We start from the raw sequence: 24,825 nt of genomic DNA, 5'->3' as shown, positions 1-24,825 counted from the left end.
GCACGCGGCGTGCCATGCGTTGAATATATCCAGACGCATCGATCGTCGCGCCAATCCATGTCAGCGCTGTCAGCGGAGCGCATCAGGATTCGCGCGAGTGGGTTCGCGCAGGGCGACGACGAAAAGTGCGGATTTCAAGAGTGTTTTCGGCGACCTTGCCAATTGCGGAATCTTTCCGGCAAGCGAGGTCTCGATGCGGAAAACTGGATACGCATGCGAACGTATCCGCATGTTTTTCATGGTGCCTCCCGATGATGCGCGGATGTTGCAATGCCGCTTGATCGGGCCGTCGAACTCGCATACGTTTCGTCGGCGGTTCCGGGGCACCGCACCGGCATCGACTACGGAACATGGTCGAGGCGCCGATCGTCGAACTCGTGCAACGACGCCATCGGCGTCCGGCGGGTTTGCGCGTTGTGATCCGCATCCTGCGCATCGCTCGTCCGTTCCGACGCGTCCCATCCCGCATCGCCTGTCCTCACCACCATCGAAAGGAGTAATCGTGAATCGTCGAATCTCAGTGTTGTCCGCCGCTATCGGCGCATCCCTCGTTCTTGCGGCCATGCCGGCGTTTTCCGCCGAGCTGAAGACCGCGAGGAAGCCCGTACCCGGTCAGTACATCGTCGTGTTGAAAGACGGCACGGCCAGCCTCGCCGGTGAGCGCAGCAGCGCCGCTCGCGTGTCGATCGTCGCCAATGACATGGCCACGCGCCATCGCGCGCGCGTCAAACAGAGTTTCGAACATGCGCTCCGCGGTTTCGTCGCCGAAGCCGACGATGCTGCGCTCGCCGGCCTGCTCGCCGATCCGAACGTCGCCTACGTCGAAGAAAACGGCTACGTGTCGATCAACGCCACCCAGACCGGTGCGACCTGGGGCATCGATCGCATCGATCAGCGCAATCTGCCGCTGAGCGGCAGCTACACCTACAACACCACTGCCGCCGGCGTGCATGCCTACATCATCGATACCGGCGTGCTGCTGGCCCATAGCCAGTTCAGCGGTCGCGTCGGCAACGGCTTCGATGCCGTTACCTCCGGCGGCAATGCCAACGACTGCAATGGCCACGGCACCCACGTCGCCGGCACCGTCGGCGGCACCACCTACGGCGTCGCCAAGGGCGTGACCATCCATCCGGTGCGGGTGCTCGGTTGCACCGGCTCCGGCACCAATGCCGGCGTCATTTCCGGCATGGATTGGGTTGCCGCCAACCGCGTCCTGCCTGCGGTCGCCAACATGAGTCTGGGCGGTGGCGCATCGCAGGCCACCGACGACGCCGTCGCGCGCATGACCGCTGCCGGTGTCACCGTGGTGGTCGCCGCCGGCAACAGCAACGACAACGCCTGCAACTACTCGCCTGCGCGCGCGCCTTCGGCGATCACCGTCGGCTCCACTACCAATACCGATGCGCGCTCGTCGTTCTCCAGCTTCGGCACCTGCCTGGATATCTTCGCGCCGGGTTCGTCGATCACATCGGCCTGGTACACCAGCACCACCGCGACCAACACCATCAGCGGCACGTCGATGGCGTCGCCGCACGTGGCCGGCGCCGCCGCGCTGTATCTGGCGAGCAACCCCAGCGCAACGCCGGCCCAGGTCACTGCCGCATTGACCGGTTCGTCGACGCCGAACAAGGTCACCAGCCCCGGCACCGGTTCGCCGAACCGCCTGCTGTATTCGCTCGGCGGTACCGTCACCCCGCCGACCGGCACCACCTACACCAACACCGCCGATTACACGATCAGCGACAACATCACCGTGAACAGCCCGATCACCGTGTCCGGCCGCACCGGCAACGGCTCGGCCACCACGCCGGTGGCGGTCAATATCGTGCATACCTATATCGGTGACCTGAAGGTCGATCTGGTCGCGCCGGACGGCAGCATCTACGTGCTGCACAACCGCGCCGGTGGCAGTGCCGACAACATCGTGCAGACCTATACGGTCAATCTGTCCTCCGAAGCGTTGAACGGCACGTGGAACCTGCGCGTGAACGACAATGCCGGTGGCGACGTGGGTTACATCAACAGCTGGAGCGTCACGTTCTGATTTTCCGGTAGAGATGCCGACGCTACCGAGAAGCCCCGGCACTCGCCGGGGTTTCTCTTTTGGCCGTGACGAGCGTCGCGAAAACGGTGCAGTGGTACTGCTGCAGCACGCATGTCCTCGCTCGCATAGGGTAAAAGCGGAGGCGGGCGCGCGTAACGGGCGTCGATCCTGGGGCAGGGTGGACGTCCGGCTCGGCGAGCGCCCGCCCGATCGACGAGCGGCATTTTTTTCAAGGGCAACAAAACGAGCCGTGATTGCGGGCTGTCCGCGGGTACGGCGAACGACACGATCCGCCACGGAATCGCAGGCGGTCATTCAATGGAGAGAGGCAATGAAATACGGAAGCAGTCTGTTCGCGGTCTTCGCCGGTGCCTGCATGTTCGCAGCGCCGGTTTTCGCGCAATCCGGCGACAGCCGGCACGCGCAGGAACACGCCGACGCCGCGTTGGCGTCTTTGCGTCTGGAGCAGGATCCATTCGCGCCGGTCCATATCGTGATGTCGAGAAAGAGTTACGACGGCATGCCCGACCTGGTCAGCAATACGGTGGCGAAAGCCGACACCGCGGGTACCGCGCTGGTCGTTTCGGAGATCAAGGCATACATGCTCAGCGAGATCGCCGAGCGCATCCACCAGCGCGAAAACCGCTGTGGCGGTTTCTTCGCGTTCGCGACACGCGCGGAAGCCGATGCGTTCGTCCGCTCGGACCGCTCCGCACAGGCGATCAACAGCCGCGCGCTGCTCGCGACGTACACCATCGACAATCAGGCCACGGTCAATCCGTGGCTGTCGCAGGTGGTGAGCACCAATATCCAGAACACCATCGGCACCCTGTCGGCCTACCAGAACCGCTACTACACCAGCACCACCGGCAGGACCTCGGCGGAGTGGATCCGCACGACCTGGCAGGGCCTGGCCGGCAGCCGCACCGACGTGACCAGCGAACTGTTCGCGTGCAGCACCTGTTCGACCCAGCCGTCGGTGATCCTGACCATCCGCGGCAACGAGCTGCCGAACGAGATCGTGGTGCTCGGCGCGCATCTGGATTCGATCAACGGCAGCGCGGGCGGCAGCACGACCCAGGTCGCACCGGGTGCGGACGATGATGCATCGGGCATCGCGACGCTGACCGAAACCCTGCGCATCGCGATGGCCAGCGGCTGGAAGCCCAAGCGCACCGTGAAGTTCATGGGCTATGCGGCCGAAGAAGTCGGTCTGCGCGGTTCCAATGCGATCGCCCAGGCGCACAAGACCGCTGCCGCGAACGTGGTCGCGGTATTGCAGCTCGACATGACCAACTACCGTACGGGTACGGCGGCCGACATGCGTCTGGTTTCCGACTACTCCAACGTCGACATGAAGACCTTCCTGACCAATCTGTTCGACACCTACCTGGCGCCGCTCGGCCTGACCCGCGGCACCTACACCTGCGGTTATGGCTGTTCCGATCACGCCTCGTGGACCAGCGCGGGCTATCCCTCGGCGATGTTCTTCGAAGCCGGCACCGGCGGCACGTCGGGTTCGTCGTACAACCCGTACATCCACACCGCCAACGACACGCTCGCCAACATGGGCAACTCGGCGGTGAACAGCGCGAAGTTCGCGCGGCTCGGGCTGGCGTTTCTTGGAGAAGCGGCCAAGACCTCGGGCGGCGGTGGCGGCAACGCGGCGCCGGTCGCCAATTTCACGTCCACCACCACCGGTCTGACCGCCAGCTTCACCGATACCTCGACCGACAGCGACGGCACCATCGCGGCGCGCAGTTGGAACTTCGGCGACGGCACCACGTCGACGCTCGCCAATCCGTCGCGCACCTATGCGGCGTCGGGCACGTACACGGTGACCTTGACTGCGACCGACAACGGCGGCGCCAGCAACAGCGTCAGCAAGACGGTGACGGTCGGAAGTTCGGGCGTGCAAACCTACACCAACCTCACCGATGTCCCGATCACCGACAACGCCACCGTCAACAGCCCGATCGTCGTCTCCGGCCGCACCGGCAATGCCCCGGCGGCCACGCCGGTCGCGGTGAACATCGTCCACACCTACAAGGGCGATCTGAAAGTCGATCTGGTCGCGCCGGACGGCAGCGTCTATGTGCTGCACAACCGCACCGGCGGCAGCGCCGACAATATCGTCCAGACCTTCAGCGTGAACCTGTCCACCGAAGTCCGGAACGGCACCTGGAATCTGCGCGTGAACGACAATGCCGGCGGCGATGTGGGTTACATCAACAGCTGGAGCATCACGTTCTGATCCGGCATTGAAGCGGCAATCGTTGCCGGTTACGACGCAACGCCTCCCGAGCCATCGGGAGGCGTTGTCGTTTCAGGCATCGCGACCGGGCCGTGGCACGCCACATGCGGAGCAGAGATCATGTCCGCGCAAAACCATGCTGCATGGCGGCATCGATGCCGCGCGATGGCCGAAAAAACAATGTCTGCATGGACGTCCGCCATCGGATCTTCCGTTGCGAAAAGGACACGTGTGCATCGACATGCCACGTAAAAAAATCATGAAAACGTGATTTTTCTCACGCGGAGCAAGTGCATTGCGTTCGAATACAGCGCCGACGGCGAGGTCAACGGCGGCGATCGGCGCGCGCCGCCGGTTTCGAAAGCGGACGTCGATGGATATCGACGATCCGGGAGGTGCAATGAATCGCTGCGCTGCAGCTTGTGTTTGTCATGGAGCACCACCTAGCGTGCGCCCGCGGATCAAGGGCTTCGATGTTCTCAAGTCCGTCGGCCCAGGGGCGGGGTCGTCGCGAATTGTTCTTGTTTGGGAATCGTGCGCGATCCGCATATCGCGCGCCGGCGGTTGCCGGTGCGCTTCCCCAGAGATGTTTCATCGACACTTCAATATAAGGAACGATTGAAAAAATGAAAACGCATATCTCTCTGTTGTCCGGCGCGATCGCCGCATCGTTGCTCATCGCTGCGATGCCTTCGACCGCCTCCGCTGCCGACTTCCGCACCAACAGCAAACCGATCGACGGGCAATACATCGTCGTACTGAAAAAGCAGTCCGCACGTCTCGCCAGCGAAATCGGCCCGACCCTGCGCGTGTCCTCCGTGGCGCAAGACATGGGCAGGACCCATGGCGCCAAGGTGACGCATACCTACGAGAACGCGCTGCGTGGATTCGTGGTCAATGCCGACGACGCGGCGCTCGCCGGATTGTTGGCCGATCCCCGCGTCGAGTATGTCGAGGAAGACGGTATCGTCACGATGAATCCCGCGTACCAGCAGCCGCCGAGCTGGGGACTGGATCGCGTCGACCAGCGTTCGTTGCCGCTCGATACCTGGTACACCTTCTTCTTCATCGCCAATGGCGTCCACGCTTATGTCGTCGACACCGGCATCCGGCCCACGCATGCGCAGTTCAACGGGTGGACCGGCGCGCCGCCGTCGCGGGTGAGCAACGGTTTCAGCGCGATCGCCGATGGCAACGGTACCAACGACTGCCACGGTCACGGCACGCATGTGGCAGGCACCATGGCGGGTGGTTTCACCGGCATCGCCCGCGCGGCGACCGTGCATCCGGTGCGCGTGCTCGGTTGCAACGGCTCCGGCACGTGGTCCGGCGTCATCGCTGGCCTGGACTGGGTGCGCGCCAACCATATCAAGCCTGCCGTGGCCAACATGAGTCTGGGAGGTGGCGCCATCGTTTCGGTGGATACCGCTGTCGCCAACCTTACCGCCGCCGGTGTCACGGTGGTCGTTGCGGCGGGCAACAACGCCAGCGATGCCTGCAATTTCTCGCCGGCGCGAGCGCCATCGGCGATCACGGTCGCTTCCACCGATATCAACGATGCGCGTTCGAGCTTCTCGAACTACGGCACTTGCGTCGACATCTTCGCGCCGGGCGGCAACATCGTGTCCGCGTGGAACAGCAGCGATACGGCACTCGTCGCGCTCAGCGGCACGTCCATGGCGTCGCCGCACGTGGCGGGCATGGCCGCGTTGATCCTGGGCAGGTATCCGGCCGCGACGCCAGCGGAGGTGACGGCACGCCTGCTCACCAATTCGACACCGAACAAGGTCATCGGCCCCGGCACGGGTTCGCCCAACAAGCTGCTCTACGTGCTGCCCACGGGCGGGGAATACGGTACGTACACCGCTCCGATCAAGGTTCCGGCGATCAGGTAACGCGCTGCGGATCGACAGGCGTGTGTTGTGGAAACCCCGGCGTCGGCCGGGGTTTCTTTCAGTCGACGAATCCGTGGAGACGCGTTGCGATCGTGTCAGCCCGCCGCTTCGAACCGGTTCGCCGAGACGTTCTTGCGCACCTTCAGCGGATCCCAGATCCGGCCGTTCATCGCGATGTACACGCCCGCAGGCAGCGACTGCACCGCGCCGACCGCGGTGCCGATGTTGAATTCGGCGTCCGAACCACGGAAGCGCGCGGGATTCAGCGCGCCGGTCAACACGATGGTCTTGTCGGCGATCGTGCTGAGGACTTTCGCGGTGTCGACCATGGTGTCGGTGCCGTGGGTCACCAGCACGTGGCGCGCGGCTTGCGCGGCGATGGTCGCGCGCAGCAGGTCGCGATCTTCGGCGGTGATGTGCAGCGAGTCCTTGCGGAGGATCGGGATCACGCTGAAGCGGAAAGCGACGCCGAGCTCTTCGAGGATGCGTCCGATCTGCGGATCGCCGATCTGATAGTCGGACTTGTCGTCGAAGTAGATCTTGTCGATCGTGCCGCCAGTGGTGACGATGAGAAGCTGGTCCATGGGCAGGCCGGTGGCTGGAGTTGCGAAATTATAGGCCGGGTGGCGGGGTCATGTTTTCCTGCCGAACTTCGCGCGCAGGCCGGGCGCGTTCGAGCTGAATACGATCGTCAGCGACAGTGCGATCTCGACCAGCGCGAAGACACGCTCGTCGGCATGCGCCCACGCGACCATCACCCCGTGCGAAAACCAGCACAGCGCGAAGACGCCGGCCCAGAACCGTGCGGTGGCGCGGCGGACCAGCACGCCGATGCCGAGCAGCAGCGGCGGCAGCGCGAACACCAGCAGTGCGGCGATGCGGTCCTTGTCGGCGTGGTACCACAGCGCGTACAGCGCGGTCAGGCCCAGCAGCGCGGAGACCAGGACGATGCGATCGGTCCGCGTACCGCGATCGGTGATGTTCATGATGGCCTCCTCACGCCAGTTTCACTGCAAGCGCGGCGATCCGGCGGCCCAGCGCGCGCGCCAGTACCGCTTCATCGTCGGTGAGCTGGGGGTCGTCCTTCGCGCCGGCGACATGGCTGGCGCCGTAGGGCGTGCCGCCGCTGCGCGTGCTGCTGAGCAGCGGCTCGGTGAACGGAATGCCGGCGATCACGCAGCCGTGGTGCAGCAGCGGCACCAGCATCGACAGCAGCGTCGACTCCTGGCCGCCGTGCATGCTCGCGGTCGAGGTGAACACCGCTGCGGGTTTGCCGACCAGCGTGCCGCTGGCCCATTCCGCGCCGAGGGTGTCGATGAAGTGCTTCATCGGCGCGGCCATGTTGCCGAACCGGGTCGGGCTGCCGAGGATCAATCCGGCGCATTCCGACAGATCGCTCTTCTCGACGTAGGGCGCGCCGTCCTCGGGTTCGGGCGGCGCGGCTTCCACGGTGACCGGCGCGACCGGCGGGACCGTGCGCAGGCGGGCGGAAACACCGTCGATCTCGCCGATGCCGCGCGCGATCTGTCGGGCGAGGCGGGCCACCGAGCCGCCTCGGCTGTAATAGAGGACCAGTATTTCGGTCATGGGAATTCCCGGACGAACGATGCCCGAAGGGTACGGCAAGCGCATCGGGCTGTCTCGACCGGGCATGCGGATGGCGTCGACGACGGGCCGCGCCTGTTAACCTTGGCGGATGGCTCCGCAGAACACTTTCGAGCGCTGGTTCGAACGCGCGCGCTCCCTGGCATGGGACCGCGCGCGCGCCGGTACCTTCTTCCGCTTCCTGTGGAAGCGCTTCCTCGACGACCGCCTGTTCCAGGCGGCCGGCGCGCTGTCGTTCACCACCGCGTTCGCGATCGTGCCGCTGAGCATGGTCGTGTTCGGCGTGCTTTCGGCGTTCCCGGTCTACGAGGAATGGAGCGCGCAGCTCAGCACCTACGTCTTCTCCAATTTCGTGCCGTCCTCGGCGCGTGCGGTCGAGACGCACCTGCTCGAATTCTCGAAGAATGCCGGCAAACTCACCGCGGTCGGCGTGATCGTGCTGGTGGTGTCGCTGCTGATCACCCTGACCAGCATCGAGGCCACGTTCAACCAGATCTGGCGCGTGCCCACCTCGCGACCCAAGTTCGGCCGGTTGATGGTGTATTGGACGGTGATGACCTTCGGCGCGCTGCTCGCCGCCGCCAGCCTCGCCATTTCGGCACGCTTCTTCGCGCTGGCGATCTTCCAGACGCAGCCCGGGCAGTGGCTCGAACACTGGCTGCTGCGGTTCACGCCCACGGTGATCGAATACGTCGCGCTGGTGGTGATCTACCGGGTGGTACCGCATCGCACGATCCACTGGCGGTACGCCGCGCTGGGCGCGTTGTTCGCGGTGATCATGATCGAAATCGTGAAGATCGCGGCCGGCTCGTACCTGGGCAGTTTCGGCACCTACGAGAAAATCTACGGCACGCTCGCATTGATTCCGATCTTCCTCGGCTGGGTCTATTTCAGCTGGGTATCGGTGTTGCTCGGCGCATCGCTGGCATCGTCGCTGTCCGCGTTCCGCTATCAGCCCGCGTCGCAGCGCCTGCCGTGGGGCTACGAGTTCTACGGCCTGCTGCGCCTGCTCGGGCGCTTCGACGAATACCGCAGGCGCGGCAAGGGCCTGCATCTCGACGACATCCGCCTGCTCGAGCCGATGCTCACCGACGCGATGGTGCAGCAGATGCTGCAGCAGCTGAGCGCGATCGGATTGCTCAGCCGCGCCGAATCCGGCGAGTGGCTGCTGGCGCGCGACCTGGAGGATCTGAGTCTCGGCGAACTGTACGAAGCCTGCCATCTGCGCATTCCCACCGCCGAGGCCTGGCTGCCCGCACGCGACGACGCGCTAGGCGATGCCGCCATCGCCGCGCTCGATGAACTGCGTCTTCCGCTGCGCGATCTGCTGCGCAAGCCGGTCGCATCGATCTACCGAAAGGATCACGAATGAATGTCAAGATCAGCCTGCTGTCGTGCGCGTTGCTCGCATTGATGGCATGCAAACCCGAAGCGCCGGTCGCAGCGCCGGCAGCGCCGGAGGCGGAAACAACAGCCGAAACGACCGCGCCGACCGCAGCCGAATCCGAAGCGCGCGCAACCGATACGCCTACGCTGAAGATCGCCACCCTCGACGGCGCGCAGTACGACCTCGCCTCGAAGCGCGGCGGCTGGGTGGTGGTGAATTTCTGGGCGACGTGGTGCGCGCCGTGCATCAAGGAAATGCCGGAACTCGATGCCTTCGACGCCGAGCGCAAGGATGTCGACGTGATCGGTCTGGCCTACGAAGAAATCGCCATCGACGAGATGCGCGCATTCCTCAAGCAGCGCCCGGTGAAGTATCCGATCGCACTCATCGACACCTACGACCCGCCCGCCGATTTCCCGACCCCGCGAGGCCTGCCGATGACTTACATCATCGCGCCCGACGGCAGGATCGCGAAGGAATTCATGGGTCCGGTGACGAAAGCAGATCTCGCCGCCGTCGTCGACGGCAAGACCGCGGGCTGATCGCGATGGCAGCCGCCCGTTTCCTCGTCAGCGGGCGCGTGCAGGGCGTCGCGTTCCGTGCGTACACGCGTGCGCAGGCGAATGCGCTGGAGCTGTGCGGCCATGCCCGCAACCTGGCCGATGGCCGCGTCGAAGTGCTCGCGGTCGGCGATGCCGCAGCCATCGAACGACTCGCCGAATGGCTGCAGCACGGTCCGCCGCTGGCGCGGGTGGATGCGGTGGTGCGTGAGGGCGTCGACCCGATTCCCGAACTGCAGGGGTTCGCGGTCGGCTGAAGCGCTGGTCGGCTTGGCTATGACCTCATGACGGCCGGGCATTAGACCGGGCGACACGGGCGTGGCAACAATCCCTACACGTTGAGTAGGAATTGCCGGCCGCACATGCTGACCATGAAAGCCAAGTACGCATTGCGCGCGATGAGCGAGCTCGCCCGTTCGGGCGAGCAGCGCCTGCAGGCGCATGAACTGGCCGTCCGCTGCCGTGCGCCGGGCAAGTTCCTGGAGACGATCCTGGTCGACCTGCGCACCGCAGGTTTCGTCGAAAGCCGGCGTGGGCAACGCGGCGGTCACATGCTGGCGCTACCGCCCGAGGAAATCATGATCGGCGACCTGATCCGCGCGATCGACGGGCCGCTGGCGCCGGTGCGCTGCGCGAGCGTCACCGACTACAAGCCGTGTCGCGATTGCCCGAACCCCGATGCCTGCGCGCTGCGCGCGCTGATGCGCGAATCGCGCGACGCGCTGTCGCAGGTGCTGGATGCCCGCAGCCTCCGCGACTTCGCCATCGCCGACACCCCACCCACCGTCCCGCACTGATGGAGGTTTCCAATGAAGGAGAGGGAAGAAGACACGCCACCGCAGACGCAGAATATCGCCGGCATTCCGCCGGTGAACGCGCCGTTGAGCGAGCACGAACGCGCGGTGATCGCCGCGCTTCGCGATATCGCCTACGGTGAAATCGAAGTGGTGGTCCACAACACCCGTATCGTGCAGATCACCCGCAGCCAGAAATTCAGGTTCAACGAACGCTGATCGCGTTCTTCCATTTTTTCCAGCGCAGACCGGACCGCCGGACGCGCGTCAACCCTCACGGAGTCGACGATGCCCCGATATCCATCGCGTGCCGCTGCACGCATCCTGCCGCTGGCCTTTGCACTGACGATGGCCGCACCGTTCGCGCATGCCGAACAACCCCTCACCGTCGAAGACCTGACAACGCGACTGAAGGCGCTGGAAGCGCGTCTCGGCGTGACCGGCGACGACACGGAAGATGCGAGCGGTCTGAACGATCTCGATCAGCGCCTGCGCGTGATCGAACGCAAGCTCGAACTGCAGGCCGAAGACGCCGCAGCGAAGGCCGCGAAGGATCCGATCGTGTCGCTCGCGCCTGCGAAGGGACTGTCGGTGAAATCGCCGGATGGACTCGAACTCAAGGTGCGCGGACTGGTCCAGGCCGACAGCCGGGTGTTCATCGGCGACGACCTCGTGCCGCAGAACGACACCTTCCTGTTCCGCCGCATCCGCCCGACGCTCGAAGGCACTTGGGGACCATTGATCGGATTCCGCCTCACCCCGGAATTCGCAGGCGACAGCGCCACCATCGTCGATGCCTACGTCGATCTGAAATTCGATCCGCGCGCGACGCTGCGCATCGGCAAGGTCAAAGGCCTGGTGGGTCTGGAGCGGCTGCAATCCGGCGGCGCGATCGCGCTGGTGGAGCGCGGGTTCCCGACCGAACTGGCGCCGAACCGCGACCTCGGCGTGCAGCTGCAGGGCGAATTGTTCAGCAGCCGCCTCAGCTACGTCGTCGGCGTCTACAACGGCGCACCCGACGGACGCGATGCCGCGACCACCAATCCCGACAATGAATTCGATTACGCCGGCCGTCTGTTCTGGGAACCGTTCAAGAATTCGGCGAACGCGCTGTCCGGATTGGGCGTCGGTGTCGCCGCCAGCGTCGGCGAGAGTTTCGGCGCCGGCAACAATTTCCTGCCGCGCTACCGCACGCCGGCGCAGACCCAGTTCTTCGCCTACAACACCAACGTGACCGCCGACGGCCTGCATCGCCGGTTCTCGCCGCAGGGCTATTTCTATCGCGGACGCTACGGCGTGCTTGCCGAGTACATCACTTCGGAACATGAAGTCCGGGTGACCAGTGGCGTCAACAACGGCCGCCGCGATCATCTCGAAAGCGACGCCTACCAGGTCACCGCCAGCGTCGTGCTGACCGGCGAGGACGCCAGCTATCGCGGGGTCGCCAAGCCTAACCATCCCTTTACGTCGGGTGGTGCAGGCTGGGGCGCGTTCGAGCTGGTCGGCCGGATCGGCGAACTGGACATCGACGACGATGCGTTCCCGCGCTTCGCCAACATCGCCACGTCGGCACGTTCCGCCAAGGCCTGGACCGTCGGCCTGAACTGGTATTTGAACAGCAACTTCAAACTGGTGACGAACTACACGCAGACCACGTTCGAAGGCGGCGCTGCCGCCGGTGCCGATCGCGAAGACGAGAAGTCGATCTTCACCCGCGCCCAATTCTCTTTCTGACGTTTCGTGAGGATGCATTCATGACCATGTCCATCAAGACGCGCTCCATCAGGACGCCTTCCATCAAAACATTCTCCATCAAGGCCCTGCTGCTCGGCGTGGCGCTGTCCGCCGCCGCGCTGTCGCCGACGACCGCGAAGAGCGCCGACACCGAGTTCCTCAACGTGTCCTACGACCCGACCCGCGAATTCTATGCGGACGTCAACGAACGCTTCGCCGCGCAGTGGAAACAACAGACCGGCGAAACCCTGAAGATCCGCGCGTCGCACGGCGGCTCCGGCAAGCAGGCGCGATCGGTGGTCGATGGCCTGGAAGCCGATGTGGTGACGCTCGCCGTCGCCGTCGATATCGACGCCATCGCGCAGAACGCGAAGCTGCTGCCCGCGAACTGGCAGACGCGCCTGCCGCACAACAGCTCGCCCTACACCTCGACCATCGTGTTCCTGGTGCGCAAGGGCAATCCGAAGAAGATCCGCGACTGGGGCGATCTCGCCAAGCCGGGCGTCGCGGTGATCACACCCAATCCGAAAACCTCCGGCGGGGCGCGCTGGAATTATCTGGCCGCATGGGCCTGGGCGTCGAAGGAATATCGCGACGGCGACAAGGTCGTGGGCTTCATGTCCCGCCTGTTCAAGAACGTGCCGGTGCTCGATACCGGCGCGCGCGGCGCCACCACCACCTTCGTCGAACGCGGCATCGGCGATGCGCTGATCGCGTGGGAAAACGAAGCCCTGCTGACGCTCAACCAGGGTGATACGCGCAGCAAGTTCGAGATCGTGGTGCCCAGCATCAGCATCAAGGCCGAGCCGCCGGTCGCCTGGGTCGACAAGAACGTCGCCAAGCACGGCACCCGCAAGCAGGCGGAAGCCTATCTGCGCTTTCTCTACAGCGAGGAAGGACAGCATCTGGCCGCGAAGCATTTCTACCGGCCTTCCGAGCCCGGCAAGGTGCCACCTGCCGATCTCGCGCGTTTTCCCGGCCTGCCGCAGGTGACCATCGACAGCGCGTTCGGCGGTTGGAAGAAAGCGCAGGCGGAACACTTCGCCGACGGCGGTTTCTTCGATCGCATCTATCAGCCCGGCAAGTGAGCGCAGTCGTCGACATCGCACGCGTTCCGCGCATGCGCCATCCGTTGCCGGGGTTCGGTCTGAGCCTCGGGCTCGGGCTGTCCTGGTTGAGTCTGGTGGTCATGCTGCCGCTGCTGGCGCTGAGCCTCCGTGCGGTCGGATTGGGCGCCGAGGGTTGGCTGCGCGCGCTGCGCGACCCGCGCGTGCAGGCCGCGCTGGAGTTGAGCTTCGCAGCGGCGCTGGCGGCAGCGATCGTTGCATCGATGGTCGGCGTTCTGGTGGCGTGGGTGCTCGTGCGCTATCGCTTCCCGGGGCGTCGTCTGCTCGATGCGCTGGTCGATCTGCCGTTCGCGCTGCCGACCGCCGTCGCGGGCATCGCGCTGACCGCGATCTATTCCAGCCACGGTTGGATCGGGCGTTGGATCGAGCCGCTCGGATTGAAGATCGCCTATACCCCGATCGGGATCGTGCTGGCATTGATCTTCATCGGTCTGCCTTTCGCCGTGCGCACCGTGCAGCCGCTGCTGGAAAGCCTGGGGCGCGAACAGGAAGAAGCCGCCGCTTCGCTCGGCGCGTCGCGGCTCACCGCGCTGCGCCGGGTGATCTTTCCGGAGCTGTTGCCGGGCCTGCTGACCGGCTTCTCGCTGGCATTCGCGCGCGGGCTGGGCGAGTACGGCTCGGTGATCTTCATCGCCGGCAATCTGCCGTACAGGACCGAGATCGCGCCGCTGCTGATCACGATCCGCCTGGAGGAAAACGACTACAACGCCGCGGTCGTGCTGGCCGCGCTGCTGCTGGTCGCGTCGTTCCTGTGCCTGCTGGCGATCAATGCGATTCCGCTGCTGTTCGCGCACGAGCGCAGGAAGGGGAGGCGTCATGAACGATGATCCGATCCGCGAGCCGCTGTTGGTGCGCTGGATCCTGATCCTGCTGGCGGTGGGTGCGATGGCGCTGCTGGTGCTGCTGCCGCTGTTGATGGTGCTCTCAGCGGCGTTCGGCGACGGGTTTCGCGCGTGGTGGGCGGCGTTGAGCGAACCCGACGCGGTTGCGGCGCTGTCGTTGACGCTGTTTACGGTCGCCATCGTGCTGCCGATCAATGCGATCTTCGGCACTCTGACTGCATGGGCGCTCGCGCGCTTCGAGTTCCGCGGCAAACGCGCGCTGCTGTCGCTGATCGATCTGCCGTTTGCGGTATCGCCGGTGGTCGCGGGCCTGTGCCTGGTGCTGCTGTTCGGGTCGCACGGCTGGTTCGCATCGGTGCTCGAAGCGCTCGACATCAAGATCCTGTTCGCGCGGCCGGGTATCGTGCTGGCGACGCTGTTCATCACCTTTCCATTCGTCGTGCGCGAACTCATCCCGCTGATGGAGCAACAGGGGCCGGACGAGGAACTGGCCGCACGGTCGCTGGGCGCGGGCGCCTGGACGCTGTTTTCGCGGGTGACCTTGCCGAACATCAAATGGGGTCTGGTCTACGGCGTGCTGCTGTGCAGCGCGCGGGCGATGGGCGAATTCGGCGCGGTGTCGGTGGTGTCCGGTCATATCCGGGGGCTGACCAATACGCTGCCGCTGCATATCGAGATCCTCTACAACGAATTCGATACCACCGCAGCGTTCGCTGCGGCGTCGCTGTTGTCCGGGTTGGCGTTGATCACGCTGGTGGTGAAGTTCTGGCTGGAAGCGCGTCACGGCGACGCGCTCGCGTCATCGCACAGGAAGCACTGATATGGAGCTCACGATCCGTGGACTCGAAAAACGCTACAACGGCGTTTGCGCGCTGGACTCGGTCGATCTGGATATCGCATCCGGCGAGCTGATCGCGCTGCTCGGGCCGTCGGGCTCGGGCAAGACCACGCTGCTGCGGGTCATCGCCGGCCTGCTGGCGCCGGATCGCGGTCGCGTGCTGTTCGGCGAGCGCGACGCCACGCGCCTGAGCCTGCGCGAACGCAACGTCGGCTTCGTGTTCCAGCACTACGCGCTGTTCAAGCACATGACCGTGGCGGAGAACATCGCCTTCGGTCTGCGCAGCCGCCCGCGCGCGCGCCGACCCGACAAGGCCACGATCGCGCGCCGCGTCGACGAACTGCTCGGGTTGATCCAGTTGCCCGAGCTCGGTGGTCGTTATCCCGAACAGCTGTCGGGTGGCCAGAAACAGCGCGTGGCGCTCGCTCGCGCGCTGGCGATCGATCCGAGCGTGCTGCTGCTGGACGAGCCTTTCGGCGCGCTCGACGCCAAGGTGCGCGTCGAACTGCGGCGCTGGCTGCGCAGATTGCACGAACAGACCGGCCAGACCACGCTGTTCGTGACCCACGACCAGGAAGAAGCGCTGGAACTCGCCGACCGCGTGGTGCTGCTGCGCGACGGCAGGATCGAACAGGTCGGTACGCCCGAACAGATCTATCAGGCGCCGGCTTCGGCATACGTGTTCGATTTCATCGGCCGCAGCAATGCGCTCGATGGCACCGTGCAGGCATCGACATTCGTCAGCGACGATGGCGCCGTTCGGTTCGCCGCGCCCGGTGTCGCCGACGGTCCGGTCGTTGCGCAACTGCGTCCTCACGATCTCGTGCGGGGCGAGGATCATGCCGGCATCCGCGCGCGCGTACTCGCCGCGCATCGTCGTGCCGACAGGATCACCATCGAACTTGCGGTCGGCGACCGTGCCAAGGCCTTCGAGTGGGACATGATCGATTCGACGGATGCGACGCCGCCAACGGTCGGCGATGATGTGGTGCTGCGTCCGACGCGCGCGATGTTCTATCCGCGCGAACGGTGATGCGGGTGGGGCCGCAGCGTGCATAAGCGAAGCGTCATGCACGCTCCTTCATCAATGCGGCGCGATGGCGACACGGCTGCAGCAAGGCCCGCTGCCGGCGCGGGCTCTGTACCCGGCTGAGGCGCATCGGAGTGTTCAGGCCCTGTGCTCCGGTCGATGCGGATCGTCGCGGAACGCGAGTTCCAGGGCGCAGCACGTCCTGAATGCTTGCATCAGCGCATTCGCGATCGCCACCAGATCGCTCCGGTTGATCTTGAATGTCGTCGTGTGCTCGGACAGCACCGCGTGAGGAGCCGTGGCTTCCGTGATCCGTCCCTTGTAGGCGATTTCATAATCGCCTTCCGGATCCGCCTCGACCAGTTCGCGATACTCGAGGATCTGCGTTCCGATGGTGTCGCCGTAGGTCAACGATTCTTCCCAGCTAGCGCGCGGGCGATAGTCAGCGCCGGTGCGGTCGGCAACCAGTCCGCTCAGGAATGCCAGAAATCCGCGGGCATTGTCGCATCGCACTTCAGTGCGATGCTCTGTGCGGATGCCGTCGACGAAGTGCTGCGGATCGCCGAGGACCAGCACCCGGATCTGCAGATGTGGATGAGCGCACAGTGTCTGCACTCGGAAAGACGGGGTTTCGAAGTGTGTGGTCCAGTCGGCCATCTGCGCAGTCTCCATCGTGACGCGACACGCTCAAGCACGCGTCCACGATGGTGCGCATGCGGGCGAGGGAGGGCCCGTTTCTCTCCGGGCCTCTCCCATCCAACGGCGCTACCGTCGTGCCAAGGCCACGGCCTGACGATCCGGCGGCGAGCGCGAACGCATAGCGCTAGCCCGGTCCCGGCACCGCCATCGATCGGCCGTGTCGCCATTCGCGTTCATGGATCGCGATGTCGCTGCGCTGCAGCCAGTCGAGGATCGAGCGCACGGTGACCACCGGATAGTCGCTGCCCAGACGCGTCGCGACCGAGTGATCGGTGAAGACCAGATTCGCGGCGAACAGTCCGCCCACGATCCGCTTGGTGTAGGGAATATGGATGCGGCCCGGCTGGAACCCGTGGCCCAATGCGAGCTGATAGGCCTGTGTCCGCGTACGTACGTTCGCTTTCGGCGGCGGAATCGCTGCGGCGATGTGTTCGAGCACCCATGAAGTCGAGTTCTGGTAACGCGTGCTGTCCGGCCGCGCGATCAGATTGTAGTGCGGGGTGTACAGCGGATCGCCGGGCAGTGCGAGCAGTTGCTTCGACAGACGTTCGGCGACATCTGGCTGCAGCCAGGTGATGCGTGCGTCCTGGCTCACCAGGTCGTCGGCGAAGAAATTCACCAGCCCCTGCGTGTACAGGCCGGAGCCGTCGCTGCTGCAGTCGTTGAGCAGATGCACCACCGTCCAGCGACCGTCGGGATGGTCGCGCACCGCGAACCCCGAATGGCTGTAGTGCAGGCCGTGTTTCGACAGGTCGGTGCCGGCGCGCGAGACCAGCGCCACCGGCGCGTCCGCCTCGTCCAGCGCAGCGGCGACGGTCAGCGCGGTCGCTGCGGAATCGGCGATGCGCTCGGGAGGCATGGTTTTCGGCGTGCAGTCGGTGCCCGCGTGCGCAGGGCGCGCAACGCCCAGCAGCAGCGCGGTCAGCGCCGCGATCATCAGCACCAGCAGGATGCCCGCGATCCGCGCGCTGCGCCTGCGCTCGCAGCGCTCCGGCGATGCGCAGTGCGCGGGCTCCGTCCTCGATATCCGGTGTTTCACCACGACAGCTGCCGCGAGTGGATGTGCGGGCGGGCGGCTTCATCGGCGACAAAACACAGCGCCTCGCCCGAAGCCATCAACAGCCAGCCGCCGCTCACGACGACGGCTTCGAGCGTTCTGCCGGTGGCGATCGCCAACGACTTCACCGCTTCTGCGCTGAGATGGACCACGAACGAGGCGCCGAGCCCCACCACGGAGACTGTCACCGCCACCGCTGTGCCGCTGGCCGCGACCCCGGTGACCACGAATTTGCCGCCCTGCGCCAGTGCGCCGACGATGGCGACGGGCACTTCCACCGAGGCCATCAGGCTCGCTTCCGACTGCCGCGCCGAGGCGTTGGATTGCGCATCGGCCGGCGGTACCAGCAGGCAACCCAGCGCGACAACGCATGCAGCCAGGCGGAACATCGGACGGGTCGGCGTGGAGGCGGGCGTGAAAGCAGGCATGGAAGCGGGCATGGCGCGGACTCGGTTCGGCGATGCGTCGAAGAGACACCTCCAGCCGCAGGCGTTGCAATCGTCGTCGACCGAGTGTAGATAACGGGGCTGACCAGTATCGAATAACTAGACCCATGGCCGTTTCCGTCGAATTGATCGATGCCCTCAAGCGTCTGCTCCGTGGCCACGGCCTGACCTATCGCGAACTGGCCACGCGCATGAAGATGAGCGAGGCGGCGGTGAAGCGCATGTTCTCGCTGCGCGCGATGAGCCTGCAGCGCCTGGAACAGATCTGCGACGTGCTGGATGTCGGGCTGTCGGAGCTCGCCGCCGAATCCGCGCGCGGTCGCGAAACCATGGCCGAGCTGAGCGAAGCGCAGGAGAAAGCGCTGGTCACCGAACCGGCGCTGCTGCTGGCGCTGTTCCTCAGCCTCAACCGCTGGCGCCAGCAGGACGTGCTGGCGCAGTTCTCGTTCACCGAACCGCAGTGGACCTCGCTGCTGATCAAGCTCGACCGCCTGGGCATCATCGAACTGATGCCCGGCAACCGCGCCCGCGCGCTCACCGCGCGCAACTTCCGCTGGCGTCGCGGCGGCCCGATGGAGCGCTATTTCCGCGAACACCTGCTCGCCGATTATTTCGCCGACGCCTTCGACGGCGAACAGGACGGCCTGTTCCTGCTCAGCGGCAGCCTCAGCGTCGACGGCGTCCGCCAGATGCGTCAACGGCTGGAAGAAGTGGTGCGCGAATTCGATGCGCTGCTGGTCCGCGACGCTACGCTGACTGCGAAGGAACGCATTGGTGTGAGTCTGGTGTTGGCGCAGAAGCCTTGGTTGCTGCAGTTGTTTCAGCAGTATCGGCGGGCGCTGGACAAGGTCTGATTGGTGCTTTGCATAGGGCAACCCAGCAAAAGCCTACAGTTCTTGCTTACTGCGGCAAAAACCAAGCATCAGTAATCATCCATAACCGGCCCTAATTAGCTTTTCCCGAATGGGTTTAGGCCCGTCCCGGGGGGGGGGCGGCTATAGCTCTTGGCGAAGGAACCGCTTGAGTCGATACATAGCGAAAATTTAACATCTCCCTGCTTTTTGCCATACATCACAGATCGATGCAGCGCTGTTGGAACTGCTCCCAGTGGGCGGTGTTCTGGTTTTCAGGCACGCTTTTCGTGCCTCCGAATGCGTGCCACACTAGCAACTACTCAAGGAGGGGGTATGGCAGGCCAAGATCAGGACAGGGACAGGGAGAGGGACGCCCAAGCATACATAAATGCTGCGAAAATTGAGGGCTATCCCAACGTGTATGCGATCGGTCCATTCGGGCGACGGTTGAATTTTGCCTCTCAGCAACGCCGAGCTTTGAACACTATTTGGGCGCTTGAGTACTCAAAAAAGGTACAGCTCGAAGCTAAGACAGTGGCCGTCGTCGGAGGCGGTCTTGCGGGAATCACTGCTGCCGCCGCACTGGCTGCTCGCAAAAGCTTGGTTCATCTGTATGAACGTTATCAGGATGTTTTGTGTATCCAGAGCTTGGCCAGTCACCGTTACGTGCATCCGACGGCGAATTTCTGGCCGGAATCGAAGATAAGCCCGACGACTCAGTTCCCGTTTTTGGACTGGTATGCGGACGATTGCGACGAGATCATTAAGCGGCTCCGTGATGAATGGCGCACTGTCTTGGTAAAACGCATCTACGAGCCCAAGTTTTATTCAAAGGTCACGGGATTGATTCCATGTGACCAGCAGAAACAAAAATGGCGGCTTGAGATCAACGGCAAAGAAACTGATGAAGTACACGACTTGATAATTCTGTCTGTCGGATTTGGAGAAGAAGGCACTATCTCGGGAGCCGACAGCAAAAGTTATTGGAGCGCCAACGATGAATTGGACAGGCCGCATGAAATGCCCTGGGAAGGGTTTGTTAGTGGTACCGGTGATGGCGGCATCATTGACGCGCTTAGAGCAGTGCATGGTCATTTCGATAACGGACGTCTCTGTTTGCAGGTCATTAGGTTATTGGAAAGTACTGGCATAAAGGCCAAGCTCTTGGAGCTTGAACTTCAAGGAGAATCCAGTCCTGATTCGCTTTCGGCGGGTTATCCGAGGCTCATAAATGAATCCCGTATACCTTTAGTGTTCGATCTGCTTGAGGCTTCATTGAAAAAGAAGGGTAGCCCCACGATTTCACTTGTAGGAAAGGGGGCGTCCCCTTTTTCAAAAAATAGCGCCCCGATTCATAAATTCATGCTCGCTCATGCAATGGATCGTGGCGTTATTCGCTATGAGTGCGGAACATTTGAAGACGGACCTGCGCTTGTTCGTGGAGCAAAAAAGCTAGATCACTGCGAAAATGTGATTGTTCGCCATGGCCCTGCCCGAGATTTGAGCAAGCTAATTGTGCCTAAAGAGGCTGTTAAAGCGCTGGAGGACAATCAGAACTCCCTGAACACTTTGCCACTTGATGATGCGGGTATTGGTGCGGACTATTGGTTTGACGATTCGGATGATTGCCCAAGGCGCGACCTAGCATCGCCCGATTTCATCGGCAACAGATTCCCGGCGGCCTATGATTTTATGCATGATAATTTCAAGCTGGTTTTGGAAGTGAATACAGAAAACAATGCGGATATGCATTACCGCGCCAGACCTAGATCGAGCAGCGTTGGTGCGGCTAAAAAGCAGGCTATGCCAATACCCTCGGATCTTTTTGGTATTCGTTTGGAAATCCACTCAGCTCACGAACGACGTTTCTAAATTTTAGCGTTCCGAGTACTTACAGATTTTCTTGCGGCATCATCAGAACGTGAGAAGACAGTATTTCAACCTGAGTAAAGCAAATCAGAGGTAATGGATTCATGACTAGTATCAGTGATGCTGCGGCCGGACAGATTCTGTACATGGAGAATTGGACGAAAAACTGGATAAGTACTCTTGTCTACTCTCAAAGCCGTGGCCTATGTGCAGTCATCGCCGCGCAATTTGCACAAGAACGCAGCGATATTGGTGATGGCCGGATGCTGAACGAAAGAATCTCCTTCAGCGGTGATATCGAAGATATCGAAGGGTATGTCTCCGCTTCAAATGTTCTTGATATTTTTCCTGTCGATAAGAAGCATTATTTAGATTCTGGCGCCCTCGCTATGCCTCTTTTGGATGCGCACGAAAGAGTCGTAAAATTGTACGGCGTGCCTTTGTTCCCGTTCGGCGATCGGGATTTATTTCCGGGGCGGGTGAGTGCAGTGCATGCATCATTCTCGGTGCAGGTGGCGGGTCGTGATCGCCGCTATTTTCATGGCGGCATCGAAGTCACACTTGACTTTGAGGTCAAGCCTGAATGGATCAAAAAATGCATCGGTGCTCCCGTCATGACTGATTCGGGTCGGTTGGCTGGTTTCGTAGCGGCAGCAAATGAAACGATTTACATGGTAGTTCCCGCAGAAACTTTCCTTGCCGAGCGTGGATTCATGCTTGCGACCACAAGTAACGTCGCTGAGCACAATTCCCATACACTTGGGCCAATGATGGTGAATGTTTCTGCCCGGCGGGGTCAAGTGAGTTACGGCCTGCAAATTGCTCAGTCTTCAAGAAACTACGATCCAGTGATTCGGCCTATATCTGTCTCCGATACTCGTAGAACGAAGCTGACCGCATAATTTCAGATTAAGGTTGATGACCATGGATGGTTCACCCACTCCCTACGGCGAAGTCTTCAGTCCACTCGTGCAGTCTGTGATGCGAGCACAGGCTGAAGTCATACGTACGGTGTCGGGTGGTGTGTCGGATGCTTTGCTATTGGATGCGCTAATCAATCGTCATTTTAGTTGGTTGTGCGCCGTCTATCCCGATGGTATCAATAGCCACTTGTTCAAGACATTGGACGACGCGCACTCTCTGCGTACGGATGCGCTTTACGATCTACAAGCGCTGCCTGAAGATATCCGCCAAGCGATGAATGACCGAGGCGCATTGCCGCTGGAGCCTATTGAATGGGTTCAAGACAAGCCGACACGCATTTCTCAGCTCGTCAAGCATTCATTGGCGCTTTTCGACGATATAGCTGCCCTTGGCCGCATGTGGGACGCATCGGTTGAGAAGAAGCCTGCGCCGGAGTTCTGCATTCGTTCGCCTTTGAGTGTGGCCTTCAATTTTCTGACCATACCGGAGATGCCGGGGTCGCGGGCGTACGCCTTACTAACATTGAGGAATTTTCTTTTCGAGACCTTCGGTGTCGTTCCGAACAATTCGTCATCGCACGAAGGCGATTGGCAATCTTTCGAGGTTTCCGATATTGAACGTGCGCATTTCAATATCCAGGCGGCGTTGCGTGTGCGCGGTGTATCCGATGCGGTCCAGTTGCGTTCGTTCGCGGCGCGTTCCGCTGCCGAAGACGTGCTGAATCACTTCCTGTCGGCACAAGGGCTGCTATGGCAGGCTTTCGACAATCGCACGGACGCCGAGTCCTTCCTTTCAAACGCATGCGTACCGTCGCAGGCCGGTGACGGTCTGACTTTAGGAAATGGTGATCCTTATCGCTTCTCGTTACCTCCCGCATTGGAGCGATTGCCCGAACTCGGCGAAATCGTCAATGCTTTATGGGGCCTCCCAATCCCAATACGCGGCGCCGATACACTGTTCCGCGGTGGTCTAAAGTTTTCTGCTGAGGGTGGTCTGGTGGTCGCTCTGCATGGTGGCCCGGGTACGGGTAAGACCACGGTCGCGCTTTCGCTCGGCGCTTTGCTGGCGCCTTTCGGGGTCAAGACCCTCTTCATCACAGCGGAAGAAGGCGAGCGCGATCTCAGGGAAAAAGCCAAGATGCTGCTCACCAGCGAGATCCGGCAATTGTCTTTCTCGCCAAGCGAGGATTGGTTATACCTACAGCGCTTGGATGATGACGAGGACCAGAAAAAGGGCCGTCATCGATATATGGATGCTGTCAGTGAGACGTTCGAAACGATCACCAAAGCGCTCGCTTCTCAGCATGAAAGCGCTGGTATCGATCTCGATGGAATTCCCAAAACCTGCCGCGCCATCATCGTCCTTGATGGCGTGCACGACTTGATTATGTCGGCGAGTGACTATAACGAAAAACATCCGCTCGCCCAAGCGATGCGTAGCGCAATCGCGCTGTATCGAAAATCCAAGGCGTTGGTCATCATTACGACGGGTGAGGACTGGGAAGGTCAGCCCGCGCTCGATTATCTGGTAGATGTGGCCATTAGGTTGAGCCTTGAAAATGTTGACGTATATGGGCGTAAGCCCGACAGGATGATCACGATTTCGAAGGCTAGGCACCAACTATGCGCGGCCGGCGCTCATGGTTTGCAGATTTCCGGCGTCAAAGGGGTCCGCTTCTCCCCGCAAATCAATTATCAGCTCGATCACAAGGCGTTGTGGAAAACGCCGCTTCCAGACATGAGGGCTGGCAAAACGTCCATGGGGATTGCTCTTTCGCGGTATTCCTACGAGCAGATCTACGTCTCTAGGTATAGCACTTTCGAACAGAATCGCGGGTTCGAGCAGCAGGAGGATGCCCCGATCCTGTTCAGTGGCGCGAATATTTTCCTAAACGGAGAGGGTTCGGGTGGAAAAGCTGCGCTTGCCCTCAAAATCGCAATATCGCCTTCGTTTGAACTAACAGGCAAACCGTCGCGTTTGCGAAGTGGCGACTTGTTTACCCATGTTGGGCGCCGTATTGATCGGCCAGAAAGAATCCTTGTGATTTCGTTTCTTTATCCGAGTGGATATTATCGGAACGTACTGAGTAAGTTGCTTGAAGTCAGGTGGCGAGAATATGGAATAAAGAAACACCAACTACGCCCGGAAATCAAAGTCGTTCACTTGTATCCCGGGAATTATCGTGCCGATCAATTGTTCAACAGGGTCGAATGGGAGCTCGATGCTGCAGAGCTTCAAGGAGTGCCCTACAGTTGTGTGGTGATCGATGGACTGCACAATATATATCTACAATTCCCTGAGATCGAGGCATACACATTGTTCTGGGCGCAATTTTTCGCTGCTTTGCGCGCGCGCGCAGTTACGGTGATCAGCACACATACGACCTTCTTGATGCAAGGGGGAGGTGAAGAAAGTTACCGGCTTGACGACAAGCGATCCGAGCCCTTGCGGCATGCGTTGATCCAAAAGACGGATTTCACTTTCGAGATCGACCCCTATCTGGAAAGAAGGAAAACCAGCTCGCAAAAAAGAACCAGAAGTGTGAGCGAGGGCGATGCTTACCAAGAAAGGGAGGGATCAGTCTTTGAGAAAGCCAAGGGCACGAGCGCTTCCAATATTTTCGGTGTAAGGGTGCTCTCCGCCATCAATCAGCCAATTCCGAAGCAAGAATTGCTGTGGAGCAGAGAACACTTGGTCTTGTTCAAGAACGAGGAGTCTTGGGAGCATCCCCAGCACGAACTTTCATTCAAGCCATAGATGAAAATAACAGAGCCTCAAAGATCAACCCGTAAGGTGGATCTTGTATCCGCCTATCGAATAAGACAATCGGCTTCGCATCAGCCACACTATCGACATTTACGAC

The 24,825-nt window shown here is 62.0% G+C and carries 24 protein-coding genes; 17 read left to right on the top strand and 7 right to left on the bottom strand.

Translation table 11 applies throughout. From position 1 onward, the window contains the following. Positions 1 to 69: 69 nt before the first annotated feature. Entirely contained in the window at positions 70 to 240 is a 171-nt protein-coding gene (locus tag HOP03_02235) for a hypothetical protein (protein ID NOT86981.1), read from the bottom strand. A 322-nt stretch (positions 241 to 562) separates the two neighbouring features. On the opposite strand from HOP03_02235, the gene HOP03_02230 reads away from it, so the two are divergent. The 3 genes from HOP03_02230 to HOP03_02220 all read left to right on the top strand — a co-directional run bounded on the left by HOP03_02230 (position 563) and on the right by HOP03_02220 (position 6,196). Further along, positions 563 to 2,047, top strand: a complete 1,485-nt coding sequence (locus HOP03_02230; GenBank protein NOT86980.1) for a S8 family peptidase — start codon at positions 563 to 565, stop codon at positions 2,045 to 2,047. Positions 2,048 to 3,530: 1,483 nt separating this feature from the next. Continuing rightward, positions 3,531 to 4,301 carry a PKD domain-containing protein gene (locus tag HOP03_02225; GenBank protein NOT86979.1) on the top strand — a complete coding sequence of 257 codons (771 nt, stop codon included), beginning with the start codon at positions 3,531 to 3,533 and terminating at the stop codon, positions 4,299 to 4,301. Positions 4,302 to 4,987: 686 nt separating this feature from the next. Further along, positions 4,988 to 6,196, top strand: coding sequence for a S8 family peptidase (locus HOP03_02220; GenBank protein ID NOT86978.1), 1,209 nt, complete (start codon positions 4,988 to 4,990; stop codon positions 6,194 to 6,196). A gap of 95 nt (positions 6,197 to 6,291) precedes the next feature. On the opposite strand, the gene HOP03_02215 is transcribed toward HOP03_02220, so the two are convergent. Genes HOP03_02215 through wrbA form a run of 3 tightly spaced genes read right to left on the bottom strand, consistent with a single transcriptional unit; the run spans position 6,292 to position 7,783 of the window. Beyond that, a complete protein-coding gene (locus tag HOP03_02215; GenBank protein ID NOT86977.1) occupies positions 6,292 to 6,780 on the bottom strand; it encodes an asparaginase in 489 nt (162 codons plus the stop codon). A gap of 48 nt (positions 6,781 to 6,828) precedes the next feature. Beyond that, positions 6,829 to 7,182, bottom strand: a complete 354-nt coding sequence (locus HOP03_02210; GenBank protein NOT86976.1) for a DUF2069 domain-containing protein — start codon at positions 7,180 to 7,182, stop codon at positions 6,829 to 6,831. A 10-nt stretch (positions 7,183 to 7,192) separates the two neighbouring features. Further along, positions 7,193 to 7,783 (bottom strand): NAD(P)H:quinone oxidoreductase, encoded by a 591-nt coding sequence (gene wrbA, locus HOP03_02205; protein NOT86975.1) that lies wholly within the window; start codon positions 7,781 to 7,783, stop codon positions 7,193 to 7,195. A 109-nt stretch (positions 7,784 to 7,892) separates the two neighbouring features. Here wrbA and HOP03_02200 point away from each other — a divergent pair, with 109 nt between their 5' ends. The 10 genes from HOP03_02200 to cysA all read left to right on the top strand — a co-directional run bounded on the left by HOP03_02200 (position 7,893) and on the right by cysA (position 16,116). Continuing rightward, a complete protein-coding gene (locus HOP03_02200) occupies positions 7,893 to 9,173 on the top strand; it encodes a YihY family inner membrane protein (protein NOT86974.1) in 1,281 nt (426 codons plus the stop codon). Further along, positions 9,170 to 9,730: a TlpA family protein disulfide reductase gene (locus tag HOP03_02195; GenBank protein NOT86973.1), complete on the top strand. Its 561-nt coding sequence runs from the start codon at positions 9,170 to 9,172 to the stop codon at positions 9,728 to 9,730. Before HOP03_02200 ends, HOP03_02195 begins: the two co-directional genes overlap by 4 nt. Before the next feature lie 5 nt (positions 9,731 to 9,735). Beyond that, entirely contained in the window at positions 9,736 to 10,005 is a 270-nt protein-coding gene (gene yccX, locus HOP03_02190) for an acylphosphatase (protein ID NOT86972.1), read from the top strand. A 105-nt stretch (positions 10,006 to 10,110) separates the two neighbouring features. After that, the gene (locus HOP03_02185; GenBank protein NOT86971.1) at positions 10,111 to 10,545 is read left to right on the top strand and encodes an Rrf2 family transcriptional regulator; all 435 of its coding nucleotides are present in this window, start codon (positions 10,111 to 10,113) and stop codon (positions 10,543 to 10,545) included. 12 nt (positions 10,546 to 10,557) lie between these two features. After that, complete coding sequence (locus HOP03_02180) at positions 10,558 to 10,761, top strand: YezD family protein (GenBank protein ID NOT86970.1); 204 nt, start codon at positions 10,558 to 10,560, stop codon at positions 10,759 to 10,761. 69 nt (positions 10,762 to 10,830) lie between these two features. Continuing rightward, complete coding sequence (locus HOP03_02175; GenBank protein NOT86969.1) at positions 10,831 to 12,276, top strand: porin; 1,446 nt, start codon at positions 10,831 to 10,833, stop codon at positions 12,274 to 12,276. A gap of 26 nt (positions 12,277 to 12,302) precedes the next feature. Continuing rightward, complete coding sequence (locus tag HOP03_02170) at positions 12,303 to 13,364, top strand: sulfate ABC transporter substrate-binding protein (protein ID NOT86968.1); 1,062 nt, start codon at positions 12,303 to 12,305, stop codon at positions 13,362 to 13,364. Between the two features lie 32 nt (positions 13,365 to 13,396). Further along, positions 13,397 to 14,230 (top strand): sulfate ABC transporter permease subunit CysT, encoded by an 834-nt coding sequence (gene cysT, locus HOP03_02165; protein NOT86967.1) that lies wholly within the window; start codon positions 13,397 to 13,399, stop codon positions 14,228 to 14,230. Next, positions 14,172 to 15,065, top strand: a complete 894-nt coding sequence (cysW, locus tag HOP03_02160; GenBank protein NOT86966.1) for a sulfate ABC transporter permease subunit CysW — start codon at positions 14,172 to 14,174, stop codon at positions 15,063 to 15,065. Before cysT ends, cysW begins: the two co-directional genes overlap by 59 nt. A gap of 1 nt (position 15,066) precedes the next feature. Continuing rightward, a complete protein-coding gene (gene cysA / locus HOP03_02155) occupies positions 15,067 to 16,116 on the top strand; it encodes a sulfate ABC transporter ATP-binding protein (protein ID NOT86965.1) in 1,050 nt (349 codons plus the stop codon). 135 nt (positions 16,117 to 16,251) lie between these two features. Here the strand turns inward: cysA and HOP03_02150 are convergent, their stop codons facing one another. The 3 genes from HOP03_02150 to HOP03_02140 form a co-directional block, all read right to left on the bottom strand. Then, on the bottom strand, positions 16,252 to 16,770 hold the full coding sequence (locus tag HOP03_02150) for a hypothetical protein (protein ID NOT86964.1): 519 nt from the start codon (positions 16,768 to 16,770) through the stop codon (positions 16,252 to 16,254). Positions 16,771 to 16,936: 166 nt separating this feature from the next. Next, entirely contained in the window at positions 16,937 to 17,851 is a 915-nt protein-coding gene (locus tag HOP03_02145) for a DUF2145 domain-containing protein (GenBank protein NOT86963.1), read from the bottom strand. Beyond that, positions 17,848 to 18,309 (bottom strand): hypothetical protein, encoded by a 462-nt coding sequence (locus tag HOP03_02140; GenBank protein NOT86962.1) that lies wholly within the window; start codon positions 18,307 to 18,309, stop codon positions 17,848 to 17,850. Before HOP03_02140 ends, HOP03_02145 begins: the two co-directional genes overlap by 4 nt. 113 nt (positions 18,310 to 18,422) lie before the next feature. Here HOP03_02140 and HOP03_02135 point away from each other — a divergent pair, with 113 nt between their 5' ends. The 4 genes from HOP03_02135 to HOP03_02120 all read left to right on the top strand — a co-directional run bounded on the left by HOP03_02135 (position 18,423) and on the right by HOP03_02120 (position 24,719). Continuing rightward, positions 18,423 to 19,169, top strand: a complete 747-nt coding sequence (locus HOP03_02135) for a helix-turn-helix transcriptional regulator (protein NOT86961.1) — start codon at positions 18,423 to 18,425, stop codon at positions 19,167 to 19,169. 333 nt (positions 19,170 to 19,502) lie between these two features. Next, on the top strand, positions 19,503 to 21,041 hold the full coding sequence (locus tag HOP03_02130) for an FAD-dependent oxidoreductase (GenBank protein ID NOT86960.1): 1,539 nt from the start codon (positions 19,503 to 19,505) through the stop codon (positions 21,039 to 21,041). A gap of 101 nt (positions 21,042 to 21,142) precedes the next feature. Next, positions 21,143 to 21,940, top strand: a complete 798-nt coding sequence (locus HOP03_02125; GenBank protein NOT86959.1) for a hypothetical protein — start codon at positions 21,143 to 21,145, stop codon at positions 21,938 to 21,940. A gap of 16 nt (positions 21,941 to 21,956) precedes the next feature. Next, positions 21,957 to 24,719, top strand: coding sequence for an AAA family ATPase (locus HOP03_02120; protein NOT86958.1), 2,763 nt, complete (start codon positions 21,957 to 21,959; stop codon positions 24,717 to 24,719). Positions 24,720 to 24,825: the final 106 nt, after the last annotated feature.

The organism is Lysobacter sp. (assembly GCA_013141175.1).
GTDB lineage: Bacteria > Pseudomonadota > Gammaproteobacteria > Xanthomonadales > Xanthomonadaceae > Lysobacter_I.
The sequence above is the reverse complement of the archived record's forward strand: the minus strand, read 5'-3'. Positions and strand labels throughout refer to the sequence as shown.

Excerpts from the sequence above, each read along its gene's own strand:
- cysW (NOT86966.1), top strand. The coding sequence starts at position 14,172 with ATGCGATTCCGCTGCTGTTCGCGCACGAGCGCAGGAAGGGGAGGCGTC.
- HOP03_02235 (NOT86981.1), bottom strand. The coding sequence starts at position 240 with ATGAAAAACATGCGGATACGTTCGCATGCGTATCCAGTTTTCCGCATC.
- cysA (NOT86965.1), top strand. The coding sequence starts at position 15,067 with ATGGAGCTCACGATCCGTGGACTCGAAAAACGCTACAACGGCGTTTGC.
- cysT (NOT86967.1), top strand. The coding sequence starts at position 13,397 with ATGCGCCATCCGTTGCCGGGGTTCGGTCTGAGCCTCGGGCTCGGGCTG.
- HOP03_02125 (NOT86959.1), top strand. The coding sequence starts at position 21,143 with ATGACTAGTATCAGTGATGCTGCGGCCGGACAGATTCTGTACATGGAG.
- HOP03_02220 (NOT86978.1), top strand. The coding sequence starts at position 4,988 with ATGCCTTCGACCGCCTCCGCTGCCGACTTCCGCACCAACAGCAAACCG.
- wrbA (NOT86975.1), bottom strand. The coding sequence starts at position 7,783 with ATGACCGAAATACTGGTCCTCTATTACAGCCGAGGCGGCTCGGTGGCC.
- HOP03_02230 (NOT86980.1), top strand. The coding sequence starts at position 563 with ATGCCGGCGTTTTCCGCCGAGCTGAAGACCGCGAGGAAGCCCGTACCC.
- HOP03_02195 (NOT86973.1), top strand. The coding sequence starts at position 9,170 with ATGAATGTCAAGATCAGCCTGCTGTCGTGCGCGTTGCTCGCATTGATG.
- HOP03_02120 (NOT86958.1), top strand. The coding sequence starts at position 21,957 with ATGACCATGGATGGTTCACCCACTCCCTACGGCGAAGTCTTCAGTCCA.
- HOP03_02180 (NOT86970.1), top strand. The coding sequence starts at position 10,558 with ATGAAGGAGAGGGAAGAAGACACGCCACCGCAGACGCAGAATATCGCC.
- HOP03_02225 (NOT86979.1), top strand. The coding sequence starts at position 3,531 with ATGTTCTTCGAAGCCGGCACCGGCGGCACGTCGGGTTCGTCGTACAAC.
- HOP03_02150 (NOT86964.1), bottom strand. The coding sequence starts at position 16,770 with ATGGCCGACTGGACCACACACTTCGAAACCCCGTCTTTCCGAGTGCAG.
- HOP03_02215 (NOT86977.1), bottom strand. The coding sequence starts at position 6,780 with ATGGACCAGCTTCTCATCGTCACCACTGGCGGCACGATCGACAAGATC.
- HOP03_02210 (NOT86976.1), bottom strand. The coding sequence starts at position 7,182 with ATGAACATCACCGATCGCGGTACGCGGACCGATCGCATCGTCCTGGTC.
- HOP03_02170 (NOT86968.1), top strand. The coding sequence starts at position 12,303 with ATGTCCATCAAGACGCGCTCCATCAGGACGCCTTCCATCAAAACATTC.
- HOP03_02200 (NOT86974.1), top strand. The coding sequence starts at position 7,893 with ATGGCTCCGCAGAACACTTTCGAGCGCTGGTTCGAACGCGCGCGCTCC.
- HOP03_02135 (NOT86961.1), top strand. The coding sequence starts at position 18,423 with ATGGCCGTTTCCGTCGAATTGATCGATGCCCTCAAGCGTCTGCTCCGT.
- yccX (NOT86972.1), top strand. The coding sequence starts at position 9,736 with ATGGCAGCCGCCCGTTTCCTCGTCAGCGGGCGCGTGCAGGGCGTCGCG.
- HOP03_02175 (NOT86969.1), top strand. The coding sequence starts at position 10,831 with ATGCCCCGATATCCATCGCGTGCCGCTGCACGCATCCTGCCGCTGGCC.
- HOP03_02185 (NOT86971.1), top strand. The coding sequence starts at position 10,111 with ATGCTGACCATGAAAGCCAAGTACGCATTGCGCGCGATGAGCGAGCTC.
- HOP03_02140 (NOT86962.1), bottom strand. The coding sequence starts at position 18,309 with ATGCCCGCTTCCATGCCTGCTTTCACGCCCGCCTCCACGCCGACCCGT.
- HOP03_02130 (NOT86960.1), top strand. The coding sequence starts at position 19,503 with ATGGCAGGCCAAGATCAGGACAGGGACAGGGAGAGGGACGCCCAAGCA.